The organism is Rhodococcus sp. GXMU-t2271 (assembly GCF_041414735.1).
GTDB lineage: Bacteria > Actinomycetota > Actinomycetes > Mycobacteriales > Mycobacteriaceae > Rhodococcus > Rhodococcus indonesiensis.
Window position 1 is genome coordinate 1 of the sequence record NZ_JAUIZP010000026.1, and the last position, 19,703, is coordinate 19,703.

The window sequence follows — 19,703 nt, forward strand, 5'->3', positions numbered from 1 at the left end:
GTGCCGGAGACGCGCGGGCGCACCCTCGAGGAAGCAGGCTGAGCAGTCGAGGGGCCGGTCCATCGCATACGCGGTGGACCGGCCCCTCGGTTCAGCGTCAGCGGCCGGGGTCGCGACGGACGACGACGTCGCCCGCCGACTCCTCACCGGCCGATCCGTCCACGGCCGGCTCCGCCTTCTGCGCGGCCCCGAGCCCGACCACCCAGCCGGTGACCTGACGGGCGACGTCCTGCGCGGTCAGACCCAGCTCGCGATGGATCTGCTCCCGCGATGCGTGATCCAGGAACCGTTGCGGCACACCGAGTTCGCGGGTGGGAACGTCCACGCCGGACGAGCGCAGGGCCGACGAGACCGCCGAACCCACGCCGCCGTGCATGCCGCTGTCCTCCACGGTGACGACGAGCCGGAAGTCTCGCGCCAATCGAGCGAGGGCCGCCGGAACGGGCAGCACCCAGCGCGGGTCGACGACGGCGGCGGTGAGGCCGTGCTGCTCGAGCCGCTCCGCCGCGTCGAGTGCCAGGCCCGCAAAGGCTCCGACCGCGACGATCAGCACGTCGCCGCGGCGTCCGGGCGGCATCCGCAGTACGTCGACGGTGCCGTCGATGCGCTCCACCGCGGGGATGTCGGGACCGACCGCGCCCTTCGGGAACCGGAGTACGGTCGGGCCGTCCGCGACGGCGAGCGCCTCGTCGAACTCCTCGCGCAGGGTCGCGCCGTCGCGCGGCGAGGCCACGCGGATCCCCGGGATCACGCCCAGCAGGGAGAAGTCCCACATGCCGTTGTGGCTGGCGCCGTCGGCACCGGTGATGCCCGCTCGGTCGAGCACGACGGTCACCGGGAGTTTCAGCAGCGCCACGTCCATCAGCAATTGGTCGAAGGCACGGTTGAGAAACGTCGAGTACACCGCGATCACCGGGTGCATCCCGCCGAGCGCCAGGCCTGCGGCGGAGGTGACGGCGTGCTGTTCGGCGATGCCGACGTCGAACATCCGGTCCGGGTAGCGTTCACCGAAGGCCGACAGGCCCGTGGGCCCCGGCATCGCGGCGGTGATCGCCACGACGTCCTTGCGGCGGCCACCCTGCACGAGCAGTTCGTCGGCGAACACCGACGTCCAGTCCGGGGCCGACGCTGCCGCGGTGGCGCGGCCCGTGACCGGGTCGATGACGCCGGTGGCGTGCATCTGATCGGCGACGTGGTTCTCGGCCGGCGCGTACCCGGCGCCCTTACGGGTGACGGCGTGCACGATCACCGGTCCTCCGAACGACTTGGCCCGGCGGAAGGCCGCCTCGAGAGCGGCCTCGTCGTGACCGTCGACCGGGCCGAGGTACTTCAGGCCGAGATCGGTGAACAGCACCTGCGGGCTGACCGCGTCCTTGATACCGACCTTCATCCCGTGCAGCACGGAGTACGCGGCCGCCCCGATCCACGGCAGCCGCTTCACGAATCGGCGACCGTTGTCGAGGACCCGCTCGTAGCCGGGCTGCAGCCGCAGCGCCGCCAGGTGCTCGGCGAGCCCGCCGATCGTGGGAGCGTAGGAGCGGCCGTTGTCGTTGACGACGATCACGAGCGGACGGTCCCGTCCGGCTGCGATGTTGTTCAGCGCCTCCCAGCACATTCCGCCGGTGAGCGCGCCGTCGCCGACCACGGCGACGACGGTCCGGTCCTGCTGGTCCGTCAGTTCGTAGGCCTTGGCGAGGCCGTCGGCGTAGGACAGGGCCGCCGAGGCGTGCGAGGACTCGACCCAGTCGTGCTCGCTCTCCGCGCGACAGGGGTATCCCGACAGGCCGCCCTGCTTGCGCAGCGTGTCGAAGCCGTCCTTACGGCCGGTCAGGATCTTGTGGACGTAGGCCTGATGGCCGGTGTCGAAGATGATCGGGTCGTGGGGTGAGTCGAACACCCGGTGCATTGCGATGGTCAGTTCGACGACGCCGAGGTTGGGGCCGAGGTGTCCCCCGGTCGCCGCCACCTTCTCCACCAGGAACCGCCGGATCTCCTCGGCGAGTTCCCGGATCTCGGGTTGGCTGAGCCGGCGCAGGTCCTCGGGCGACTCGATGCGGGACAGGACACCCAACTGGTATTGCTCCCTCCGGCTCGGACCCGTGCGTTTCCGCGCGGGCGGTTCTCCTCAGTCTACGGAGCGTCGGAGGTGGTCGACTCGTCACGTCGCGCCGCCGGCCCGTCTCACACCGTGTCCCTCACCTCATTATGCCGGTGCTGTGACTCTGCACACCCGGCTCGCGGAGCCGGTCGCGGGATCCCTCGTCGCCGGGGGTGCCCACCGTGCGCGGCGACGGCGGCCGGGCGAATCCGACAAAACCGATTGCCGCGCCCGGCACCGTGGGCAAGGCTGGAGCCATGCCCCCTGCATTGGCCATCGAGACCTCGGGCCTGATCAAGCGTTTCGGCGCGGAGACCGCCGTGGACGGCATCGACCTCGCCGTGCCCGCCGGCGGCGTCTACGGCGTGCTCGGCCCGAACGGCGCCGGGAAGACGACCACGATCCGGATGCTCGCGACACTGCTCGCACCGGACGGCGGCACCGCGACCGTCCTCGGGCACGACGTGCGCCTCGAACCCGAGCGGGTTCGCCGCCGGGTCTCGCTCACCGGTCAGTTCGCCTCGCTCGACGAGGATCTGACCGGTTCGGAGAACCTGATGCTGCTCGCGCGGCTGCTGGGTTTCTCCAGGGCCGGCGCCCGATCCCGGGCCGCGCAGCTGCTGGCCGCGTTCGACCTGGAAGCGGCCGCGGGCCGCCAGGTGAAGCTGTATTCCGGGGGTATGCGGCGGCGTCTCGACATCGCCGCGAGCATCATCGTCGCACCCGAACTGATCTTCCTGGACGAGCCGACGACGGGACTCGACCCGCGAAGCCGCAATCAGGTGTGGGAGATCGTGCGAGCCCTGGTCGCAGCCGGGACGACGGTGCTGCTGACGACGCAGTACCTCGACGAGGCGGACCAGCTCGCCGATCGGATCGCAGTCATCGACCGGGGCCGGGTGATCGCCGAAGGCACCCCGGGCGAGCTCAAGGCGTCCGTCGGATCCGGTTCGCTGCACGTGCGGGTGGCCGATCCTGCGCGCCGGGACGATGCGGCAGCCGTGCTGGGCGCGGTGCTGGGGGTGGCGGTGACGGCCGGCTCGGACCCGGCGGCGCTGACCGCGCGGGTGGACGATCCGCGAGCCGCGGCGGCGGCCCTGACCGCCCTCGACACCGCGGACATCGCGGTCACGACGTTCGCCCTCGGGCAGCCGAGCCTCGACGAGGTCTTCCTCGCCCTCACCGGTCATCCCACGGAAGTTCCCGACGAAGACGAGGAGATCGCGTCGTGACCTCGACCGCCGACCGACGGGCGGGCACCCCGGCCGCCGTCGTGGACGTCCTGCACATCACCGGGCCGCGTCCCACTCCGGCGTCCGCGTTCGCCGCGTCGCTGTCGTTCGGGTGGCGGGCGCTGCTGCGGATCAAGCACGTCCCCGAGCAGTTGTTCGACGTGACCGTGTTCCCGTTGATGTTCACGCTGCTGTTCACGTTCCTGTTCGGCGGGGCGCTGGCCGGGTCGACCGAGGCGTACGTGCAGTTCCTCATCCCCGGGATCCTGGTGCAGACGGTGTGCACCATCACGATGTACACGGGGATGACCCTCAACCGCGACATCGAGAAGGGGGTGTTCGACCGGTTCCGGTCGATGCCGGTGTGGCGGCCCGCTCCGCTCGTCGGCGCCTTGTTCGGCGATCTCGCCCGCTACACGCTGGCGTCGGTGATCGTGCTGACGCTCGGGGTCGTGCTCGGTTTCCGGCCGACGGGTGGTCCGGTCGGCGCTGCTGCGGCGGTGGCGCTCGTGCTGCTGTTCGCGTTCAGTCTCTCGTGGGTGTGGACGATGCTGGCGATGCTGCTGCGCACCGAACAGGCGGTCATGGGTGTGTCGATGACCATCCTGTTCCCGCTCACCTTCGCGTCGAACGTGTTCGTCGATCCCGCGACGATGCCGAGCTGGCTGCAGGGATTCGTGACGGTCAATCCCATCAGCCGCCTCGTCACGGCCGTCCGGGACCTGACGGCGGGTACACCGGACGCCGCGCACCTCGCGATGGTGTTCGGGTGGTGCGCGGCGCTGGTCGTGCTGTTCGGCCCGGCGACGATGTGGTTGTACAACCGCCGGTCCTGATCAGTGCTCCGCCGCAGCGGGCTGCTCCTCGGTGACGATGTCGATGGTCTTCCGCAGCGGACGGTTCGGGATGAACACGACCGCGGCGACGGTGACCAGCGCGATGATCGCGGCGACGAGGAACAGCAGCCCGGTGGCGTCGCCGTAGGCGTGGCGGATGATCTCCGCGACCGGCTCGGGCAGGGCCGCGAGGTCGAGGTTGCCGCCACCGCCGGCCGAGCCGGTGTCGATGCCGAGGGCGGCGAAGCCGTCCGCGGACAGCGTGGTCACCCGGGTGGCGAGGATCGATCCGAGCACGGACACCCCGATCGCGCCGCCGAAGGTGCGGAAGAACGCGACCGAACTGCTCGCGGCTCCGATGTTGCGGACACTGACGGTGTTCTGCACGGCGAGCACCAGGTTCTGCATGAGCATGCCCGTGCCGAGGCCGACGATCGCGATGTCCACCCCGATCAGCCACATCGGAGTGGCGTGGTCGAGGAAGCCGAGCAGACCGAAGCCGACCACCTGCAGGACCGCGCCGAGCACCAGGAACGGCTTCCACCGGCCGAAGCGCGTGATGAGCTGGCCCGACGTGACCGAGGCGAAGAGCATGCCGAGCACCATCGGAATCGTCAGCAGGCCGGCCGCCGTGGGGCTGTAGCCGCGGGCCGTCTGGAAGTACTGCCCGAGGAAGGCGGTGGCGCCGAACATGCCCACACCGACAGCGATCGAGGCGATGATCGCGAGCGCGGTGGTGCGCTCGGTGACGATCTTCAGCGGGATGATCGGATCGGCGACCTTGGACTCCACGACGACGGTGGCGGCGAGCAGTCCGAGGCCGACGCCGACGTACGCGAGGGTCTCCCACGACAGCCACTCGTAGTAGCCGGCCTTGCCCGCGAAGGACACCCAGATCAGCAGGACGCTGACACCGGCGGTCAGCAACGTGGCGCCGAGCCAGTCGATGCTCACGTCCTGCTTACGTTCGGTCACGATGTGCAGGGTGCGCTGCAGCAACACCATGGCTGCGACGGCGATCGGGATGGAGATGAAGAAGCACCAGCGCCACCCGAGCGGGCTGTCGACGATGATGCCGCCGAGGATCGGCCCGCCCGACATGGACACGGCCATCACCGCGCCCATGTAACCGGAGTACCGGCCGCGTTCGCGGGGCGGGATGATGCTGCCGATGACCGCGACCACGAGCGCGGTGAGACCGCCCATGCCGATGCCCTGGATCACGCGGGCGGCGAGCAGGACGGGCACGTCGGTGGCGAAGCCGGCGATGATCGAGCCCGCCACGAAGACGAGGATCGCCGCCTGGACCAGCAGCTTCTTGTTGAACAGGTCCGCGAGCTTGCCCCAGATCGGTGTCGAGGCCGCATTGGCGAGCAGCGCGGTGGTGATGATCCACGCGAACTGGGTCTGGGATCCGTTCAGGTCCGCGATGATCGTCGGGAGCGCAACCGCCACGATGGTGCTGCTCAACAGTGCCGTGAAAAGGGCGGCGAGCAGCCCGGCGAGAGCCTCGAGGATCTCGCGGTGGGTCATGGTGGTCTCGGCGGCACCGGGGGCGCTCACCGAGGAGGGTGGACTGACAGGTGCGGCGCTCACAGGCAGTTCCTTCCGGTGGTGTCGTGGACGGAAAGGGTGTCGTTCAGGTGCGCGAGCGCGCCGAGGGCGGATTCGGCTTGCGCCTGGTCCCAGCCGCCGAGCAGCTCGTGCAATCGGGAGGCGCGACGGTCGCGGATCTCGCGCAGGACCTTGTGCCCGGTCTCCGACACGCTGACGCGGTGGGCCCGCCGGTCGTCGGGGTCGCGGTGACGGTCCACCATTCCCCGTTCGACGAGTTCGCCCAGCTGCCGGCTCAACGCGGATTGGCTCATGCACAGTTCCGCAGCGAGTTCGCTGGGACGGCACTCACCCATCCGCCACAGGACGAACAGGACCCCGGTCAGGGCGGTGGGCAGTGCGTCGCCCGTCGAGTTGGCCAGGGTCGTGCGCAGCGTGCGACCGAAAAGGAAGATCGCATCGACGAGCGCATGCGCGGTGTCGGGCTGGACGGCCACGGATCGCCTCCGAATCGGGATTAATTGCTTGCAACACGCAACTATACATTTAGTTGCATGCTGCAAGCAACCACGAAGGCCCGGGCGGCGTCGGGAACCTCGATCAGCGGGTGAACAAGGCCAGACACTCCACGTGGTGGGTCGAGGGGAATGCCGCGTAGACGCGCAGGTCGGCAAGCTCGAAGCCGTGGTCCCGGTACAGGCCGACATCGCGGCCGAACGCCGCCGGATCGCATCCGACGTGCACGACGCGCTCCGGCCCGGCCGCCGCGACGGCTGCGACCACATCCCGCCCGGCGCCGGCCCGGGGCGGGTCGAGCACCACGACCTGCGGGGCGGGAAGGTCGGGGAGCAGCTGCTCCACCCGGCCCGCATGGAACCGCACCTGCCCGAGATCCGCGAGCGCTTCGGCCCCGTCCTGCACCGCCCGGCGGGACAGTTCCACCGACTCGACCCGGCCGCCGGTGCCGACCTGACCGGCCAGGACGGCGGCGAACACACCCACCCCGCCGTAGAGATCCCACGCCGTAGCACCCGGCGACACCGCCGCCCACTCCCCCACGGTGTCCGAATAGGCCTGCGCTGCCCCTCGGTGCGCCTGCCAGAAGCCGGTTGCGGCCAGGTGCCATTCGCGGTCGCCGACGCGCTCGACCGCCCGCCCCGAACCTTCGACCACCTTCTCGGCGCGCGGCGCCCCGGCCGCCGCACGCCGGGCGGCCGCTCCCCGCCGGCCCGGGCTGCGACGCCCCGTGCGGGACACCGGCGGCGGTGCGATTTCGATCACGTGCCGCGTCCCGTCGGCATCGAGGACCACCTGGACCTCGGAACCGGGTCGCCACACCCGTTCGGCCAGCCCCTCGTAGGCCCGTGCCTCGATCTGCGGACAGGCCAGTTCGGTCTCGATCTCGTGGCTCCGGTACCGCCGGTACCCCGCTCGGCCCGCGGCGTCGACCGCCAGGCGCACCCGGGTGCGCCAACGGGTGCCGTCCGCTGCCCCACCCGGCAACTCCTCGACGAGCACGTCCCGCTCGACGCCGCCGAGACGGCGCAACTGCTCCGCGACCACCGCGGCCCCGAATGCCCGCTGGGCCGGCACCGTCGCGTGGGACAGGTCGCAGCATCCCGATCCGCCGGGCCCGGCGATCGGACACACCCGTTCCCTGCGGTCCGGCGAGGCCTCCAGGATATGGACGGCGTCGGCGCGGCAGAACGAGCCGCCACGGTCCTCCGTCACCGACGCGACGACCCGCTCGCCGGGCAGACCGTGCCGGACGAACACGACCCGGCCCTCGTGCCGCGCGACGCAGAACCCTCCGTGCGCCGGGTTGCCCAGCGTCACCTCGAGCCGGCGTCCGGACCAGTCGATACTCACCGTTCCTCCTCGAATCCCCGCCGGACCGATCCCGGCGCGGAATCCAGACGTTCCGCGCGGGCGTGGGCGGACGAACTCAGCTGCCACGGGACGCTGGTCACCATGACACCGGGCTGGAACAACAGCCGGCTCTTGAGCCGCAGCGCGCTCTGATTGTGCAGGATCTGCTCCCACCAGTGACCTACGACGTACTCCGGGATGAACACGGTCACCACGTCGCGCGGTGAATCCCGCCGCACCCGCCGGACGTACTCGAGGACGGGACGGGTGATCTCCCGGTACGGCGACTCGACGACCTTGAGCGGGACGGTGATGTCGCTACGTTCCCACTCGCGCACCAGCATCCGCGTGTCGGCGTCGTCGACGTTGACGGTGACCGCCTCGAGCGTGTCCGGACGGGTCGCCCGCGCGTACGCCAGCGCTCGCAGGGTCGGCATGTGCAGCTTGGACACCAGCACGATCGAATGGGTGCGGCTGGGCAGCACCCCGTCCCATTCGGTGTTCTCCAGTTCTTCGGCCACGCTGTCGTAGTGACGGTGGATGGCCTTCATCACGCCGAAGATCGCTACCATCGCCACGATCGCGATCCACGCGCCCGCCGCGAACTTCGTCACCAGCACGATCACCAGCACGGATGCGGTCATGGCCAGGCCGATCGTGTTGACGATCCGCGACCGCTGCATGCGTTTGCGCTGCTCGGGGTCGGTCTCGGACGCCAAGTGCCTCGTCCAGTGCCGGATCATGCCGGTCTGGCTGAGGGTGAACGAGACGAACACACCGACGATGTAGAGCTGGATCAGCTTCGTGACCTCCGCGTCGAAGGCCCACACGAACACGATGGCCACACCCGACAGGAACAGGATGCCGTTGCTGAACGCCAACCGGTCGCCGCGGGTGTGCAGCTGCCGGGGCAGGTAGCGGTCCTGCGCCAGCACCGAAGCCAGCACCGGGAAGCCGTTGAACGCCGTGTTGGCGGCCAGCACCAGGATCAGCGCCGTCACGACGGTGATCAGCACGAAGCCGAGCGGGAAGCCCTCGAAGACCGCGTGCGCCAACTGCGCGACGAGTGTCTTCTGCCGGTAGTCGTCCGGCGCGCCGCGCAGCTGGGTCTCGGGATGCTCGGCGATCACCACACCCACCTTGTTCGCGAGCAGGATCATGCCGAGAAGCAGCACGATCGCAATCCCACCGAGCATGAGCAGGGTCGTGGCCGCGTTCCGGGACTTCGGCTTGCGGAACGCGGGCACCCCGTTGCTGATGGCCTCGACCCCGGTCAGGGCCGCACACCCGGACGAGAACGCGCGGGCGATCAGGAACACGAACGCGATCGCGGTCAGACCGGACTGCTCGGCGACCAGCTCGAAACCGGCCGACTCGGCCCGGACGTCGTCGCCGAACACGAAGATGCGCACCAGTCCCCAGCCCAGCATCACGACCATGCCGATCATGAAGGCGTAGGTGGGAATCGCGAACGCCGTGCCGGCCTCGCGGAGGCCACGCAGATTGACCGCAGTCAGCAAGACGATCGCGGCGATGGCGAAGAGCACCTTGTGGTGCGCCACGAACGGGACCGCCGAGCCGATGTTCGCCGCAGCCGAGGAGATCGACACGGCGACGGTGAGCACGTAGTCGACCATCAGGGCGCTGCCGACGGTCAGGCCGGCGGTGGGCCCCAGGTTCTTGGTCGCGACCTCGTAGTCCCCGCCCCCCGACGGGTACGCGTGCACGTTCTGCCGGTAGCTCGCGACGACGACCGCGAGGACGAGCGCCACCGCGACGCCGATCCACGGTGTGAACACGTACGCCGACAGACCCGCGACGGACAGGACGAGGAAGATCTCCTCCGGAGCGTACGCCACCGACGACAACGCGTCGGATGCGAACACCGGCAGGGCGATTCGCTTGGGCAGCAACGTGTGACCGAGCGTGTCGCTGCGGAACGGCCTACCCAACAACAACCGCTTCGTGGCGGTCGAGAGCTTGGACACTCGCAAAGCCTAAGCCGTCCCGCCGGCCACCCGCCGGGCACCCGTGGCCGTGTCCGAAATGCACCGCTGCGGGGGTACCGTCGCCCGGCACCGCACACCGGCCCCGCGCGAGCGGTACGGTTCGGTTCTGCACGTCGCGACCGGGCGACACGGCAAGGAAGAGAATCGGAGCGAACGGTGTACGTGGTGGTCATGGGTTGCGGCCGGGTGGGTTCCTCCCTGGCTGCGGCGCTCGTCCGGCTGGGCCACGAAGTGGCCGTCATCGACCGCGACCCGAGCGCGTTCCTGAGGCTCGGCCCGGACTTCCCGGGACACACGATCGTGGGAATGGGCTTCGACCGGGACGTGCTGGTGCGGTCCGGCATCGAGCGAGCCGACGCGTTCGCCGCGGTCTCCTCCGGGGACAACTCGAACATCATCTCCGCCCGGGTCGCCCGGGAGACCTTCGGCGTCGAACGGGTCGTCGCCCGCATCTACGATGCCAAGCGCGCCGCGGTGTACGAACGACTCGGGATCCCCACCGTCGCCACCGTGCCGTGGACGACCGACCGATTTCTGCACAACCTCACCTACGAGAGCCAGACGGCCAAGTGGCGGGACCCGACCGGCACCGTCGCCGTCGCCGAGGTGTCGCTGCACGAGGACTGGATCGGCCGCAACGTCACCGACTTCGAGGCCGCCACCCATTCCCGGGTCGCATTCGTCATCCGCTTCGGCACGGGGGTCCTGCCCGACCGCAAGACGGTGCTGCAGGCCGACGATCAGGTATACATCGCGGCCGTCTCGGGCACCGTCGCCGAGGCGATCGCCCTCGCCGGCCAGCCCCCTGCGGCCGACGACTGACCGTCCGGTGCCTGCAGACGCAGCCGAACACACGACCCGGACATCACCGAGAGGAACGCCGATGAAGGTGGCCATCGCGGGAGCGGGAGCCGTCGGACGCTCCATCGCGCGCGAACTGATCCGCAACCACCACGACGTCATGCTGCTCGAACGCAAGCTCGAGCACGTCGAGCCCGACTCCGTGCCCGATGCCAAGTGGGTGCACGCCGACGCCTGCGAGCTGAGCCTGCTCGAGGCCGCACAACTCGAGCAGTACGACGTGGTGATCGCCGCTACCGGCGACGACAAGGCGAACCTGGTGCTGAGCCTGCTCGCCACCACCGAGTTCGGCGTCGCGCGGGTCGTCGCCCGCGTCAACGACCCGCGCAACGAGTGGCTGTTCGACGAGTCGTGGGGGGTCGACGTTGCTGTCTCCACACCGCGCATGCTGGCGTCGCTGGTCGAGGAGGCCGTCTCGGTCGGTGATCTGGTCCGGCTGATGACGCTGCGTAAGGGCGCGAACCTGGTCGAGATCACCTTGCCGGACACCACCGCGCTCGCCGGGAAACCGGTACGCAAACTGCAGCTGCCCCGGGATGCGGCCCTGGTGACGATCCTGCGCGGGGGCCGCGTCATCGTCCCACAGCCCGACGACCCCCTCGAGGGCGGCGACGAGCTGCTGTTCGTCGCCGCGACCGAGGTGGAACAGGAACTGCGCGCAGCGCTCGGGCTCTGACGGGTCAGCGGACGTCCTGCTCGGGACCGTCGGCCGTCCGACCCGGCTCGGTCTCGATCGGCTCGTCGACCGTCTCGGGCGCCGGTTCGACGACCCGGTCGGCGCGGCGCACCGCCCACAACGTGACCAGCAACGCCACCGCCGTCAGCGGCCATCCCATGCCGATGCGGGCCACTGCGAGCCAGCCGGTCCGGTCGGCGTCGTACAGCTCGTGTTGCACGAGGTAGCGAGCCGCGAACACCAGCGCCCACGCCGCCGTCGCGATGTCGTAGGCGCGCACGGCGACACGGTGGCGCCGCCAGGACGATCCCTGCCCGTTGAGCATGCCCCAGATCACACCGACCAGGGGCCGCCGCACCAGGATGGACAGGACGAAGCCGGCGGCGTACAGCAGGCTGGTGTAGATGCCGAAGAGGAAGTAACCCTTGGCGTCGCCGGTGCGGTAGGCGATGAAGGCGCACACGCCCACACCGAGAAAGCCCGAGACGGCGGGCTGGACGGGGGTGCGCTGGACGAGTCGCCACACGAGCACGGCGGTGGCTGCGGCGAGGGCCGCCCAGATCGCGGCGGTCAGACCCCAGACGCTGTTGACCGGAACGAACACCAGCACGGGCACGGTCGACGAGACCAACCCGCTGAGTCCACCGAGTTGTTCCAGGACCGTCTGCTGCTTCTCGCTCACTCCTACGAGGGTGCCACAGCCGCGCGCGAGGGCGGGTGGCGCCGGGAACGGGCGCGGCGGCGCCGGGGTTCAGGCTCGCTCGCGCAGTTCGTAATACGGGTTGTAGAGGACCTTCGCGCCGTCGCGCTCACCGACGCGGCCGCGCACCAGCAGCGTCTTGCCCGGCTCGATGCCCGGGATGCGGCGACGGCCGATCCATACGAGCTTGACGGCTTCGGTGCCGTCGAACAGTTCGGCTTCGACGGCGGCGCTGGCGGCCTTCGGGCACGCCTCGACGCTGCGGAGGCGGCCGAACATGGTCACTTCCTCACCGCGTGCGCAGTCGCAGGCGCGTCGGGCCCCGGTCGCCTGGGCGGTTTCGGCGATCTCCTCGGCGTCGAGCTGCTCGAGATCCTCCGTGAGCCGACGGGTGAGTCGGCGGAAGTAACCGGCTGCGGCGGTTGCCATAGCGTGCTCCTGGAACGGGCGCGGCACGGGTCTCGGGCCGCGCATGGGGCTTTCCTGAGGGCCACTGTAGACCTATCGGGACGGGGCAACCACTCCGGTTCCCACCTGCGCGGACGGGTCCGGCAGGATCGTGGCATGCGCTCCGCGAACAGCTCCCCGGAACACCGCGGGACCAGCACTGTCGTCGCTGTCGTCCTGCCCGGAACGGGCTCCGACGCGCACTTCGCCGAGCGTGCGTTCGCGGGTCCGCTCGCCGCTGCCGGCGTACGCACCGTCGCGGTCGACCCGGATCCGGCGCGTGTGGTGGGCAGCTACGTCGATGCCCTCGACCGTGCCGCGGCCGAGGGTCCCGTGCTGGTGGGTGGTGTGTCGCTCGGGGCTGCCGTCGCACTGCGGTGGGCGGCCGAGCATCCCGGGCGCGCCGTCGGTGTGCTGGCCGCGCTGCCGGCGTGGACGGGCTCGCCGGACGCCGCCCCGGCGGCGGCGAGCGCTCGTTGGACGGCCGGGGAGTTGCGCGCGCACGGGCTGGCCGCGGTGACCGCGGCGATGGTGGAGTCCAGTCCCGCGTGGCTCGGGACGGAGCTGGCCCGGTCCTGGCGGTCGCAGTGGCCGGACCTGCCGGCGGCGCTCGACGAGGCGTCCCGGTACCGGGCACTGGACCTGCACGAATTGCAGGCCGTGGAGGTGCCGGTCGGCATCGCCGCCGCCGTGGACGACGCGGTGCATCCCCTCGCGGTCGCGCAGGAGTGGTGTTCGCACCTGGTGCGCGCCGCGCTGGGCACGGTCACTCTCGCCGAGATCGGCACCGACCCGTCCGTACTCGGGACAGCCTCCCTGGAGGCATTGCGGCGCGCCCGGGACTGACGGGTCGGTCCGTCAGAAACCGAGCTGCTGCATCGCCGACCCCGACTCACCGTGGCGTGGGCGCGACTGGGGCGCGGGCTGCTGGGGCGGTGCGGGCTGCTGGGGCGGTGCCGGCTGCTGGGGCGGTGCCGGCTGCTGGGACGCCTGCTGCGCGGCTGCCTGCTGCTGTTGTTGTGCGGCGGCCAGTTGCTCCGCGAGAGCTTTCGGGAGCACCACCGGCAACGGCGTACGCACCGGGTGCGGATCCTGGCCGCGACGCACGACGGTTTCGGCGACGATGCTGCGTGCGGTCTCCACCAGCGGCGAGTCACCCGTCACCGAACCGGCCGGCCCGGCGACAACGCAGCGGATCATCCACCGGTAGCCGTCGACACCGAGGAAGCGCAGATCCGCGTTCGGGGTGCTGCCCTGCAGTTCCCGGCCCCACGGTCCGCTCTCGATGCTGACCGTCGCATTGTCGCGGCGCAGCGATTCGGCCAGCTCGGCAGCCACCTCCCGCCACTGCCCCGGAGACTTCGGCGCCGCGTACGCGGAGATCGTGATCCGTCCGTGCTGGGTCACCAGGTGCACGGCCTGGGGTTGACCGTTCGGCGCCATCTCCACCTGGATCTGCCCGCCCGGCGGCAACGGCACGAGGACCGACCCGAGGTCGAGCCGGCTGCCGACCGCGTCCTCACCGATGTCGTCGATGTCGTAGGGGCCGCCCTGCGGCACCGGTGTCTCGTCTTCCCCGGGGGTGGGGGCGAACTCACCGTCGTCCGCGAGTCCGGGCGCTTCGGCGTCCCGGTTCTTCCGGCGTCGTCCGAACATGTCAGGAACCTTCCTTCACCAGACCGGCGTGCCCACCGCTCGATCCGTATCCTCCGGCGCCGCGGCTGGTGTCGTCGAGAGAGTCGACCTCGACGAAGTCGACGAGTTCCACCTTCTGCACGAGCAGCTGGGCGATGCGGTCGCCACGACGCAGCTCGACCACGCGGTCGGGATCGTGGTTGATCAGGCACACCTTGATCTCGCCGCGGTAGCCCGCATCCACCGTCCCGGGGGTGTTGACCACCGAGAGCCCGAACTTCGCGGCCAGGCCGGAACGCGGATGGATCAGACCCACCGTGCCGACGGGAAGGGCCACCGCGATGCCGGTCCCCACCAGCGCTCGCCGCCCGGGCTCGAGGGTCACGTCCACCGTCGTGCACAGGTCCACGCCGGCGTCGCCGGTGTGTGCGCGGGCGGGCATGGGAATCCCCGGGTCCAGACGGAGCAGAGGGACGGCTGGAAGATCGGTCACGTGCACCGAGACTACTCTGATGGACGTGTCTCGAACCTCTCGACCCGATGCGGATGCGCAGCAGACGACCGACGTGCCGGTCTACTCCGAACGGATGTGGGTGCCGCTGTGGTGGTGGCCCCTCGGCCTGGGCGTGGCCGCACTGCTGGCCGCGGAACTGCACATGGGGGCGCCCGGCCTGTACGCCTGGCTGCCGTACGTGCTGCTGCTGCCGTTCCCTGTCTGGGCGCTCGTGTGGCTGTCCCGTCTGCGGTTGGAGGTGACGGCCGGGGAGCTGATCGTCGGCCGGGCGCACCTGCCGCTCGAGGTGATCTCCCGGGCCGTCGTGGTGCCGGCATCGGCGAAGAGCGCCGCCCTGGGACGCCAGCTCGACCCGGCGGCGTACGTCCAGCACCGCCCGTGGATCGGGACGATGGTGCTCGTCGTACTGGACGATCCGGACGACCCCACCCCGTACTGGCTGATCAGCACGAGGCGGCCCGCGGAGCTGCTGGCCGCCCTGGGTTGTGCCGACGAATCCGAAGGCTGAACCGAGGACGGCCGGTCAGCGGAATGTTCCGGAGCTCAGGCTGCACAGTCCCGGGGTTGCTCAGTCCCGCCGGGACTCAGGCTGCACAGTCCCGCCGGGACTCAGGCTGCACAGTCCCGGCAGATCATCACGCCGTTCTCGTCGCTGGCGAGTCGGCTGCGGTGGTGTACCAGGAAGCAGCTCGAGCAGGTGAACTCGTCGGCCTGCTTGGGCACCACCCGGACCGACAGCTCCTCACCGGACAGATCGGCGCCGGGCAGCTCGAAGGACTCCGCGGTATCCGACTCGTCGACGTCCACGACGGCGGACTGCGCCTCGTTGCGTCGCGCCTTCAATTCTTCGAGTGAATCCTCCGACACCTCGTCGGTTTCGGTTCGCCTCGGTGCGTCGTAGTCAGTCGCCATTTCCTCTACCTCTAGTCCTCGTGCAGGTGCCCTGCCGAAGGACACTGTTCATGTCCTTCGGCGGGGGCAACGCCCGACCGTCTCCGGAAGTTCCCGCCGACCGTATCCGGGTCCCGGACACGACCCGGGCCTCCCCTGTCGAAGGCCCGATCGTCGAATCTTCGACGACCTGGGCCGCCGAACAATAGCGGAAGTACCCACAGAAGCCGTAACCGATGCACGCGGTCCGGGGAAATGTCGGTCAATTGTCACCAACACCACAGCAACTCGAGACATTCCACCGTTCGCCCGCCTTCGCGGACCCCATCGGGATGCCCTCTACAGTGGTCGCACACACCCCTTGGAGATGCGAGAGGCAGGGCGCCGTGGTTTCCCTGATCACCGAAGGCCGGGCGCGTGACGAACGCGGCCGGCCGTTCCCCCGCCGCCGCCTGGTGCCGGCCGCGGCCCTGTTCGCGGTTCTGGCGACGATCGGGATCGTGGTGTGGGCATCGGTGTTCGCCGGTTCCGACCCGGTATCGCGGACCGTGGCATGCAACGCCCCGCCGACCGTGCCGTCGGAGCCCGGAGGACCGCAACCGGCCCCGCTCGGCGAGGTGGTCGACCGGTCCGTCCTGCTCGATGTCGAACCTGCTTCCCTGGCGGCGACGCGGGTGCGGGTGTTCAACGCCAACGGTGAACGTGGCCAAGCCACCCATGTGGCCACCCAGTTGGCCGAATACGGGTTTGCGAGCGCACCGGACGTCCAGGCCGGCAACGACCCGGTCTACGTCGACCAGAACCTGCAGTGCCACGGTCAGATCAGGTTCGGGGCGGCCGGGACCGCGGCGGCCAGCACGGTGTGGCTGGTCGCACCGTGCGCCGAGCTCGTCCGCGACGACCGTGCCGACGACACCGTCGACCTCGCCCTGGGCACCTATTCCAAGGAGATCGCACCCAACGCCGACGCCGAGGAGGTGCTGCAGTCGCTGCGGGAGGCTCCGGTGGGTGCGGCCGCCGCGCCGCTCGACATCGACCTGCTGGCGGCGGCCCGCGACGCCCGCTGCTGAGTGCCGCGGATCGTCAGGCCGGGATCGGTGCGTCGGCGCCGAACGTGGCGAGCAGGTCCGCGAGTTGTGCCGCGACGCCGGGCGCAGCGGCGACGGTGATCTCGCCGTCGTCGCCCCCGCCGGTCGGTAGCCGCACCCAGGCGCCCGCCTCCGCGGCGATCAGCGCACCGGCGGCCCAGTCCCACGGTTGCAGCCCGTGCTCGTAGTGGGCGTCGACGCGGCCCGAGGCCACCATGCACAGGTCCAGGGCGGCCGCACCGATCCGGCGGATGTCCCGCACCCTGGGCAGCAGCTCCGCCACCAGAGCACCCTGCCGTTCGCGCCGGTGCGGCGCGTAGGAGAAGCCGGTCGCAACGAGTGCATGGGCAATGTCGCCGACCGGGTTGCAGCGCAGACGCGTCACCGATCCCCCGGCGTCGGTGCGGGTGGCGCCACCTCCGCGCGCAGCCGAGTAGACGTCTCCTGCGGCGACATCGACCACCGCTCCCGCCACGGATCTCCCACCGACCTGGGCCGCTACCGAGACCGCGTAAGCGGGGATGCCGTACACGAAGTTCACCGTGCCGTCGATGGGGTCGACCACCCATCGGACACCGGTCGACCCGGCGTCGGCGCCGCCTTCCTCCCCCAGGATCGCGTCGCCCGGCCGCGACCGGGTCAGCAGTCGCCGGATCAGGTCCTCGGTCTCGGTGTCCGCCACCGTCACCGGGTCGGTCTCGGTGCTCTTCGATCGCACCGCGCCGGCTGTGCGAGCACCCGGGTCGGCGGCCGGGAACAGTTCGGGCCGCCGGGCGCGCACGTGGGCGGCGGCCGCCACCGCGACGTCCACGGCGATCTCCCGCAGCCGGGCCGGGTCCGTGGTGGCGTCGCGGGAAAGGGTGCAAGGGTGGCGATCCGGGGTGTCGGGCACCCGGGTATCCGAACACACTACGCGGTACGGCACCACCCGCGTGGCCGTCGCATTCGCATTAGGGTGACGTCACGACAGCGGTTGCCCGCGGTGACTGTTCCGGTGACGAGAGGGAGCGCGAGATGACGCAGACGACCCAGCCGGCCACGCCGGATCCGGACCTTCTGGGATTCGGTGTCGACGTCGGGGGCAGCGGCATCAAGGGCGGGGTCGTCGACATGTCCACGGGTGTCCTGGTGGGTGAGCGCATCAAGATCCTCACTCCCCAGCCGTCGACTCCACAGGCGGTCGCCGACACGGTCGCCCGAATCGTGGAACAGGCGCAGTGGACCGGACCGGTGGGTGTCACCCTGCCCAGTGTGGTGACCGGCGGGGTGGCGCGCACGGCCGCGAACATCGATCCGGCATGGATCGGCACCGATGCCCGGGCGTTGTTCGCCTCGGTGCTGGGCGACCGTCCGGTCAGTGTGCTGAACGACGCGGATGCTGCCGGTCTCGCCGAGGACCGCTTCGGTGCGGCCAGGGACGCGTCCGGAGTGGTCGTCCTGCTCACGTTCGGAACCGGCATCGGCTCGGCGGTGCTGCACAACGGCGTCCTGTTGCCGAACACCGAGTTCGGGCACATGGAGGTCGACGGGATGGAAGCCGAGCACCGCGCGGCGTCGTCGGTCAAGGAGAACAACGAGTGGTCGTACAAGCGGTGGGCCAAGGAGGTCTCGCTGGTGCTCTCGCGGTTCGAGGCCCTGCTGTGGCCCGACCTGTTCATCGCCGGCGGTGGCATCAGCCGCAAGCACGAGAAGTGGATCCCGTTGCTGACCAACCGCACGCCCGTCGTTCCGGCCGCGTTGCGCAACGCGGCCGGCATCATCGGGGCCGCCTGGGCTGCGAAAACAGGCGTCCACCCCTGAGTCCTGCACATCGCGCGTGACGGCGATCGTTACAATGGTGCACAGCCGGCTGCGAACCGGCCTGATCCCGACAGACCTCTCCGCCGGAACCCCTCTGGCGCGACGCCGCACTACCTCGTCACGAAAGGGCGTACGTGGCAGCCACCGACATCCACACGGCTGATTCCCCCAACGAATCGGCAGCCTCCGCGGACGCCGCGGAATCCGCGACCGGTACCGCACCCGCCACGAAGCGGCCGGCGAAGAAGGCCGCGGCCAAGAAGGCCCCGGCGAAGAAGGCGCCGGCCAAGAAAGCCCCGGCGAAGAAGGCCGCCGCGAAGAAGACCACGGCGAAGAAGGCCGCCGCCAAGAAGGCGGGCAAGCCGGCCGGCGACGAGTTCGAGGGTGAGGAAGCCGCGCTCGAGGACATCGACGTCGCCGAGGCCGATCTCGAAGGTGCCGAGGACGTGGTCGTGGAGGCGGACGCCGACGACGAGCCCAGCGACAAGGACAAGGCGTCGGGCGATTTCGTCTGGGACGAGGAGGAGTCGGAGGCGCTGCGGCAGGCCCGCAAGGACGCCGAGCTGACCGCCTCCGCCGACTCGGTGCGCGCCTACCTCAAGCAGATCGGCAAAGTTGCCCTGCTGAACGCCGAGGAGGAGGTCGAGCTCGCCAAGCGCATCGAGGCCGGCCTGTACGCCACCTACCGGTTGCAGGAATACGCCGACAAGGGCGAGAAGCTGCCGGTCGCGCAGCGCCGCGACCTGAACTGGATCTGCCGCGACGGCAATCGCGCCAAGAACCACCTGCTCGAGGCCAACCTGCGGCTCGTCGTCTCACTCGCCAAGCGCTACACCGGCCGGGGCATGGCATTCCTGGATCTCATCCAGGAGGGCAATCTCGGTCTGATCCGCGCGGTGGAGAAGTTCGACTACACCAAGGGTTACAAGTTCTCCACGTACGCCACCTGGTGGATCCGGCAGGCCATCACCCGCGCCATGGCCGATCAGGCCCGCACCATCCGCATCCCGGTGCACATGGTCGAGGTGATCAACAAGCTCGGCCGCATCCAGCGTGAGCTGCTCCAGGACCTCGGGCGCGAGCCCACTCCGGAGGAGCTGGCCAAGGAGATGGACATCACCCCGGAGAAGGTGCTGGAGATCCAGCAGTACGCCCGGGAGCCGATCTCGCTGGATCAGACCATCGGCGACGAGGGCGACAGTCAGCTCGGCGACTTCATCGAGGACAGTGAGGCCGTGGTGGCGGTGGACGCGGTGTCGTTCACGCTGCTGCAGGATCAGCTGCAGTCGGTACTCGAGACACTGTCCGAACGTGAGGCCGGTGTGGTCCGGCTGCGGTTCGGCCTCACCGACGGTCAGCCCCGGACCCTCGACGAGATCGGGCAGGTCTACGGGGTCACTCGCGAACGGATCCGGCAGATCGAGTCGAAGACCATGTCGAAGCTGCGGCACCCGTCGCGGTCGCAGGTGCTGCGCGACTACCTCGACTGAGGA

The 19,703-nt window shown here is 70.2% G+C and carries 20 protein-coding genes; 9 read left to right on the forward strand and 11 right to left on the reverse strand.

The features are described from left to right. Positions 1 to 97 precede the first annotated feature (97 nt). Complete coding sequence (dxs, locus tag QYS60_RS09785; RefSeq protein WP_371383019.1) at positions 98 to 2,071, reverse strand: 1-deoxy-D-xylulose-5-phosphate synthase; 1,974 nt, start codon at positions 2,069 to 2,071, stop codon at positions 98 to 100. A gap of 284 nt (positions 2,072 to 2,355) precedes the next feature. On the opposite strand from dxs, the gene QYS60_RS09790 reads away from it, so the two are divergent. After that, complete coding sequence (locus QYS60_RS09790; protein ID WP_289380701.1) at positions 2,356 to 3,330, forward strand: ATP-binding cassette domain-containing protein; 975 nt, start codon at positions 2,356 to 2,358, stop codon at positions 3,328 to 3,330. Further along, a complete protein-coding gene (locus QYS60_RS09795; RefSeq protein WP_003935565.1) occupies positions 3,327 to 4,166 on the forward strand; it encodes an ABC transporter permease in 840 nt (279 codons plus the stop codon). Before QYS60_RS09790 ends, QYS60_RS09795 begins: the two co-directional genes overlap by 4 nt. On the opposite strand, the gene QYS60_RS09800 is transcribed toward QYS60_RS09795, so the two are convergent. From QYS60_RS09800 to QYS60_RS09815, 4 genes are all read right to left on the reverse strand, one after another. Beyond that, the gene (locus QYS60_RS09800) at positions 4,167 to 5,699 is read right to left on the reverse strand and encodes an MDR family MFS transporter (RefSeq protein ID WP_371383038.1); all 1,533 of its coding nucleotides are present in this window, start codon (positions 5,697 to 5,699) and stop codon (positions 4,167 to 4,169) included. A gap of 59 nt (positions 5,700 to 5,758) precedes the next feature. Continuing rightward, a complete protein-coding gene (locus tag QYS60_RS09805) occupies positions 5,759 to 6,217 on the reverse strand; it encodes a MarR family winged helix-turn-helix transcriptional regulator (protein ID WP_003935567.1) in 459 nt (152 codons plus the stop codon). A gap of 103 nt (positions 6,218 to 6,320) precedes the next feature. Beyond that, positions 6,321 to 7,589, reverse strand: coding sequence for a class I SAM-dependent RNA methyltransferase (locus QYS60_RS09810; protein WP_003935568.1), 1,269 nt, complete (start codon positions 7,587 to 7,589; stop codon positions 6,321 to 6,323). Further along, entirely contained in the window at positions 7,586 to 9,577 is a 1,992-nt protein-coding gene (locus tag QYS60_RS09815) for an APC family permease (protein WP_371383020.1), read from the reverse strand. Before QYS60_RS09815 ends, QYS60_RS09810 begins: the two co-directional genes overlap by 4 nt. 177 nt (positions 9,578 to 9,754) lie before the next feature. On the opposite strand from QYS60_RS09815, the gene QYS60_RS09820 reads away from it, so the two are divergent. Then, positions 9,755 to 10,420 carry a TrkA family potassium uptake protein gene (locus QYS60_RS09820; protein WP_289380704.1) on the forward strand — a complete coding sequence of 222 codons (666 nt, stop codon included), beginning with the start codon at positions 9,755 to 9,757 and terminating at the stop codon, positions 10,418 to 10,420. 61 nt (positions 10,421 to 10,481) lie between these two features. Further along, positions 10,482 to 11,135 carry a TrkA family potassium uptake protein gene (locus QYS60_RS09825; protein ID WP_003935571.1) on the forward strand — a complete coding sequence of 218 codons (654 nt, stop codon included), beginning with the start codon at positions 10,482 to 10,484 and terminating at the stop codon, positions 11,133 to 11,135. Between the two features lie 4 nt (positions 11,136 to 11,139). On the opposite strand, the gene QYS60_RS09830 is transcribed toward QYS60_RS09825, so the two are convergent. Then, positions 11,140 to 11,817 carry a DUF3159 domain-containing protein gene (locus QYS60_RS09830; protein ID WP_003935572.1) on the reverse strand — a complete coding sequence of 226 codons (678 nt, stop codon included), beginning with the start codon at positions 11,815 to 11,817 and terminating at the stop codon, positions 11,140 to 11,142. 69 nt (positions 11,818 to 11,886) lie between these two features. Beyond that, on the reverse strand, positions 11,887 to 12,264 hold the full coding sequence (locus QYS60_RS09835; protein ID WP_003935573.1) for an OB-fold nucleic acid binding domain-containing protein: 378 nt from the start codon (positions 12,262 to 12,264) through the stop codon (positions 11,887 to 11,889). A 135-nt stretch (positions 12,265 to 12,399) separates the two neighbouring features. Here QYS60_RS09835 and QYS60_RS09840 point away from each other — a divergent pair, with 135 nt between their 5' ends. Continuing rightward, positions 12,400 to 13,128: an alpha/beta fold hydrolase gene (locus QYS60_RS09840; RefSeq protein ID WP_289380705.1), complete on the forward strand. Its 729-nt coding sequence runs from the start codon at positions 12,400 to 12,402 to the stop codon at positions 13,126 to 13,128. 12 nt (positions 13,129 to 13,140) lie between these two features. On the opposite strand, the gene QYS60_RS09845 is transcribed toward QYS60_RS09840, so the two are convergent. Then, the gene (locus QYS60_RS09845; protein WP_054373623.1) at positions 13,141 to 13,938 is read right to left on the reverse strand and encodes a DUF3710 domain-containing protein; all 798 of its coding nucleotides are present in this window, start codon (positions 13,936 to 13,938) and stop codon (positions 13,141 to 13,143) included. Position 13,939: 1 nt separating this feature from the next. Further along, complete coding sequence (dut, locus tag QYS60_RS09850; protein ID WP_052033941.1) at positions 13,940 to 14,410, reverse strand: dUTP diphosphatase; 471 nt, start codon at positions 14,408 to 14,410, stop codon at positions 13,940 to 13,942. A gap of 19 nt (positions 14,411 to 14,429) precedes the next feature. Here dut and QYS60_RS09855 point away from each other — a divergent pair, with 19 nt between their 5' ends. Next, positions 14,430 to 14,939, forward strand: coding sequence for a DUF3093 domain-containing protein (locus QYS60_RS09855; RefSeq protein WP_052033932.1), 510 nt, complete (start codon positions 14,430 to 14,432; stop codon positions 14,937 to 14,939). Between the two features lie 101 nt (positions 14,940 to 15,040). Here the strand turns inward: QYS60_RS09855 and QYS60_RS09860 are convergent, their stop codons facing one another. Then, complete coding sequence (locus QYS60_RS09860; protein WP_003935578.1) at positions 15,041 to 15,343, reverse strand: DUF4193 domain-containing protein; 303 nt, start codon at positions 15,341 to 15,343, stop codon at positions 15,041 to 15,043. A 365-nt stretch (positions 15,344 to 15,708) separates the two neighbouring features. Between QYS60_RS09860 and cei the strand changes: the two genes are divergently transcribed. Then, positions 15,709 to 16,392, forward strand: coding sequence for an envelope integrity protein Cei (cei, locus tag QYS60_RS09865; RefSeq protein ID WP_371383021.1), 684 nt, complete (start codon positions 15,709 to 15,711; stop codon positions 16,390 to 16,392). Positions 16,393 to 16,405: 13 nt separating this feature from the next. Here the strand turns inward: cei and QYS60_RS09870 are convergent, their stop codons facing one another. Continuing rightward, a complete protein-coding gene (locus QYS60_RS09870; RefSeq protein ID WP_289380707.1) occupies positions 16,406 to 17,302 on the reverse strand; it encodes an inositol monophosphatase family protein in 897 nt (298 codons plus the stop codon). 122 nt (positions 17,303 to 17,424) lie between these two features. On the opposite strand from QYS60_RS09870, the gene ppgK reads away from it, so the two are divergent. Together ppgK and QYS60_RS09880 are read left to right on the forward strand one after the other, a co-directional pair. After that, positions 17,425 to 18,210, forward strand: a complete 786-nt coding sequence (ppgK, locus tag QYS60_RS09875) for a polyphosphate--glucose phosphotransferase (protein WP_371383022.1) — start codon at positions 17,425 to 17,427, stop codon at positions 18,208 to 18,210. Between the two features lie 134 nt (positions 18,211 to 18,344). Then, positions 18,345 to 19,700: an RNA polymerase sigma factor gene (locus QYS60_RS09880; protein WP_371383023.1), complete on the forward strand. Its 1,356-nt coding sequence runs from the start codon at positions 18,345 to 18,347 to the stop codon at positions 19,698 to 19,700. Positions 19,701 to 19,703 lie beyond the last annotated feature (3 nt).

Excerpts from the sequence above, each read along its gene's own strand:
- QYS60_RS09855 (WP_052033932.1), top strand. The coding sequence starts at position 14,430 with ATGGACGTGTCTCGAACCTCTCGACCCGATGCGGATGCGCAGCAGACG.
- QYS60_RS09845 (WP_054373623.1), bottom strand. The coding sequence starts at position 13,938 with ATGTTCGGACGACGCCGGAAGAACCGGGACGCCGAAGCGCCCGGACTC.
- QYS60_RS09840 (WP_289380705.1), top strand. The coding sequence starts at position 12,400 with ATGCGCTCCGCGAACAGCTCCCCGGAACACCGCGGGACCAGCACTGTC.
- QYS60_RS09835 (WP_003935573.1), bottom strand. The coding sequence starts at position 12,264 with ATGGCAACCGCCGCAGCCGGTTACTTCCGCCGACTCACCCGTCGGCTC.
- QYS60_RS09800 (WP_371383038.1), bottom strand. The coding sequence starts at position 5,699 with ATGACCCACCGCGAGATCCTCGAGGCTCTCGCCGGGCTGCTCGCCGCC.
- QYS60_RS09860 (WP_003935578.1), bottom strand. The coding sequence starts at position 15,343 with ATGGCGACTGACTACGACGCACCGAGGCGAACCGAAACCGACGAGGTG.
- ppgK (WP_371383022.1), top strand. The coding sequence starts at position 17,425 with ATGACGCAGACGACCCAGCCGGCCACGCCGGATCCGGACCTTCTGGGA.
- QYS60_RS09790 (WP_289380701.1), top strand. The coding sequence starts at position 2,356 with ATGCCCCCTGCATTGGCCATCGAGACCTCGGGCCTGATCAAGCGTTTC.
- QYS60_RS09825 (WP_003935571.1), top strand. The coding sequence starts at position 10,482 with ATGAAGGTGGCCATCGCGGGAGCGGGAGCCGTCGGACGCTCCATCGCG.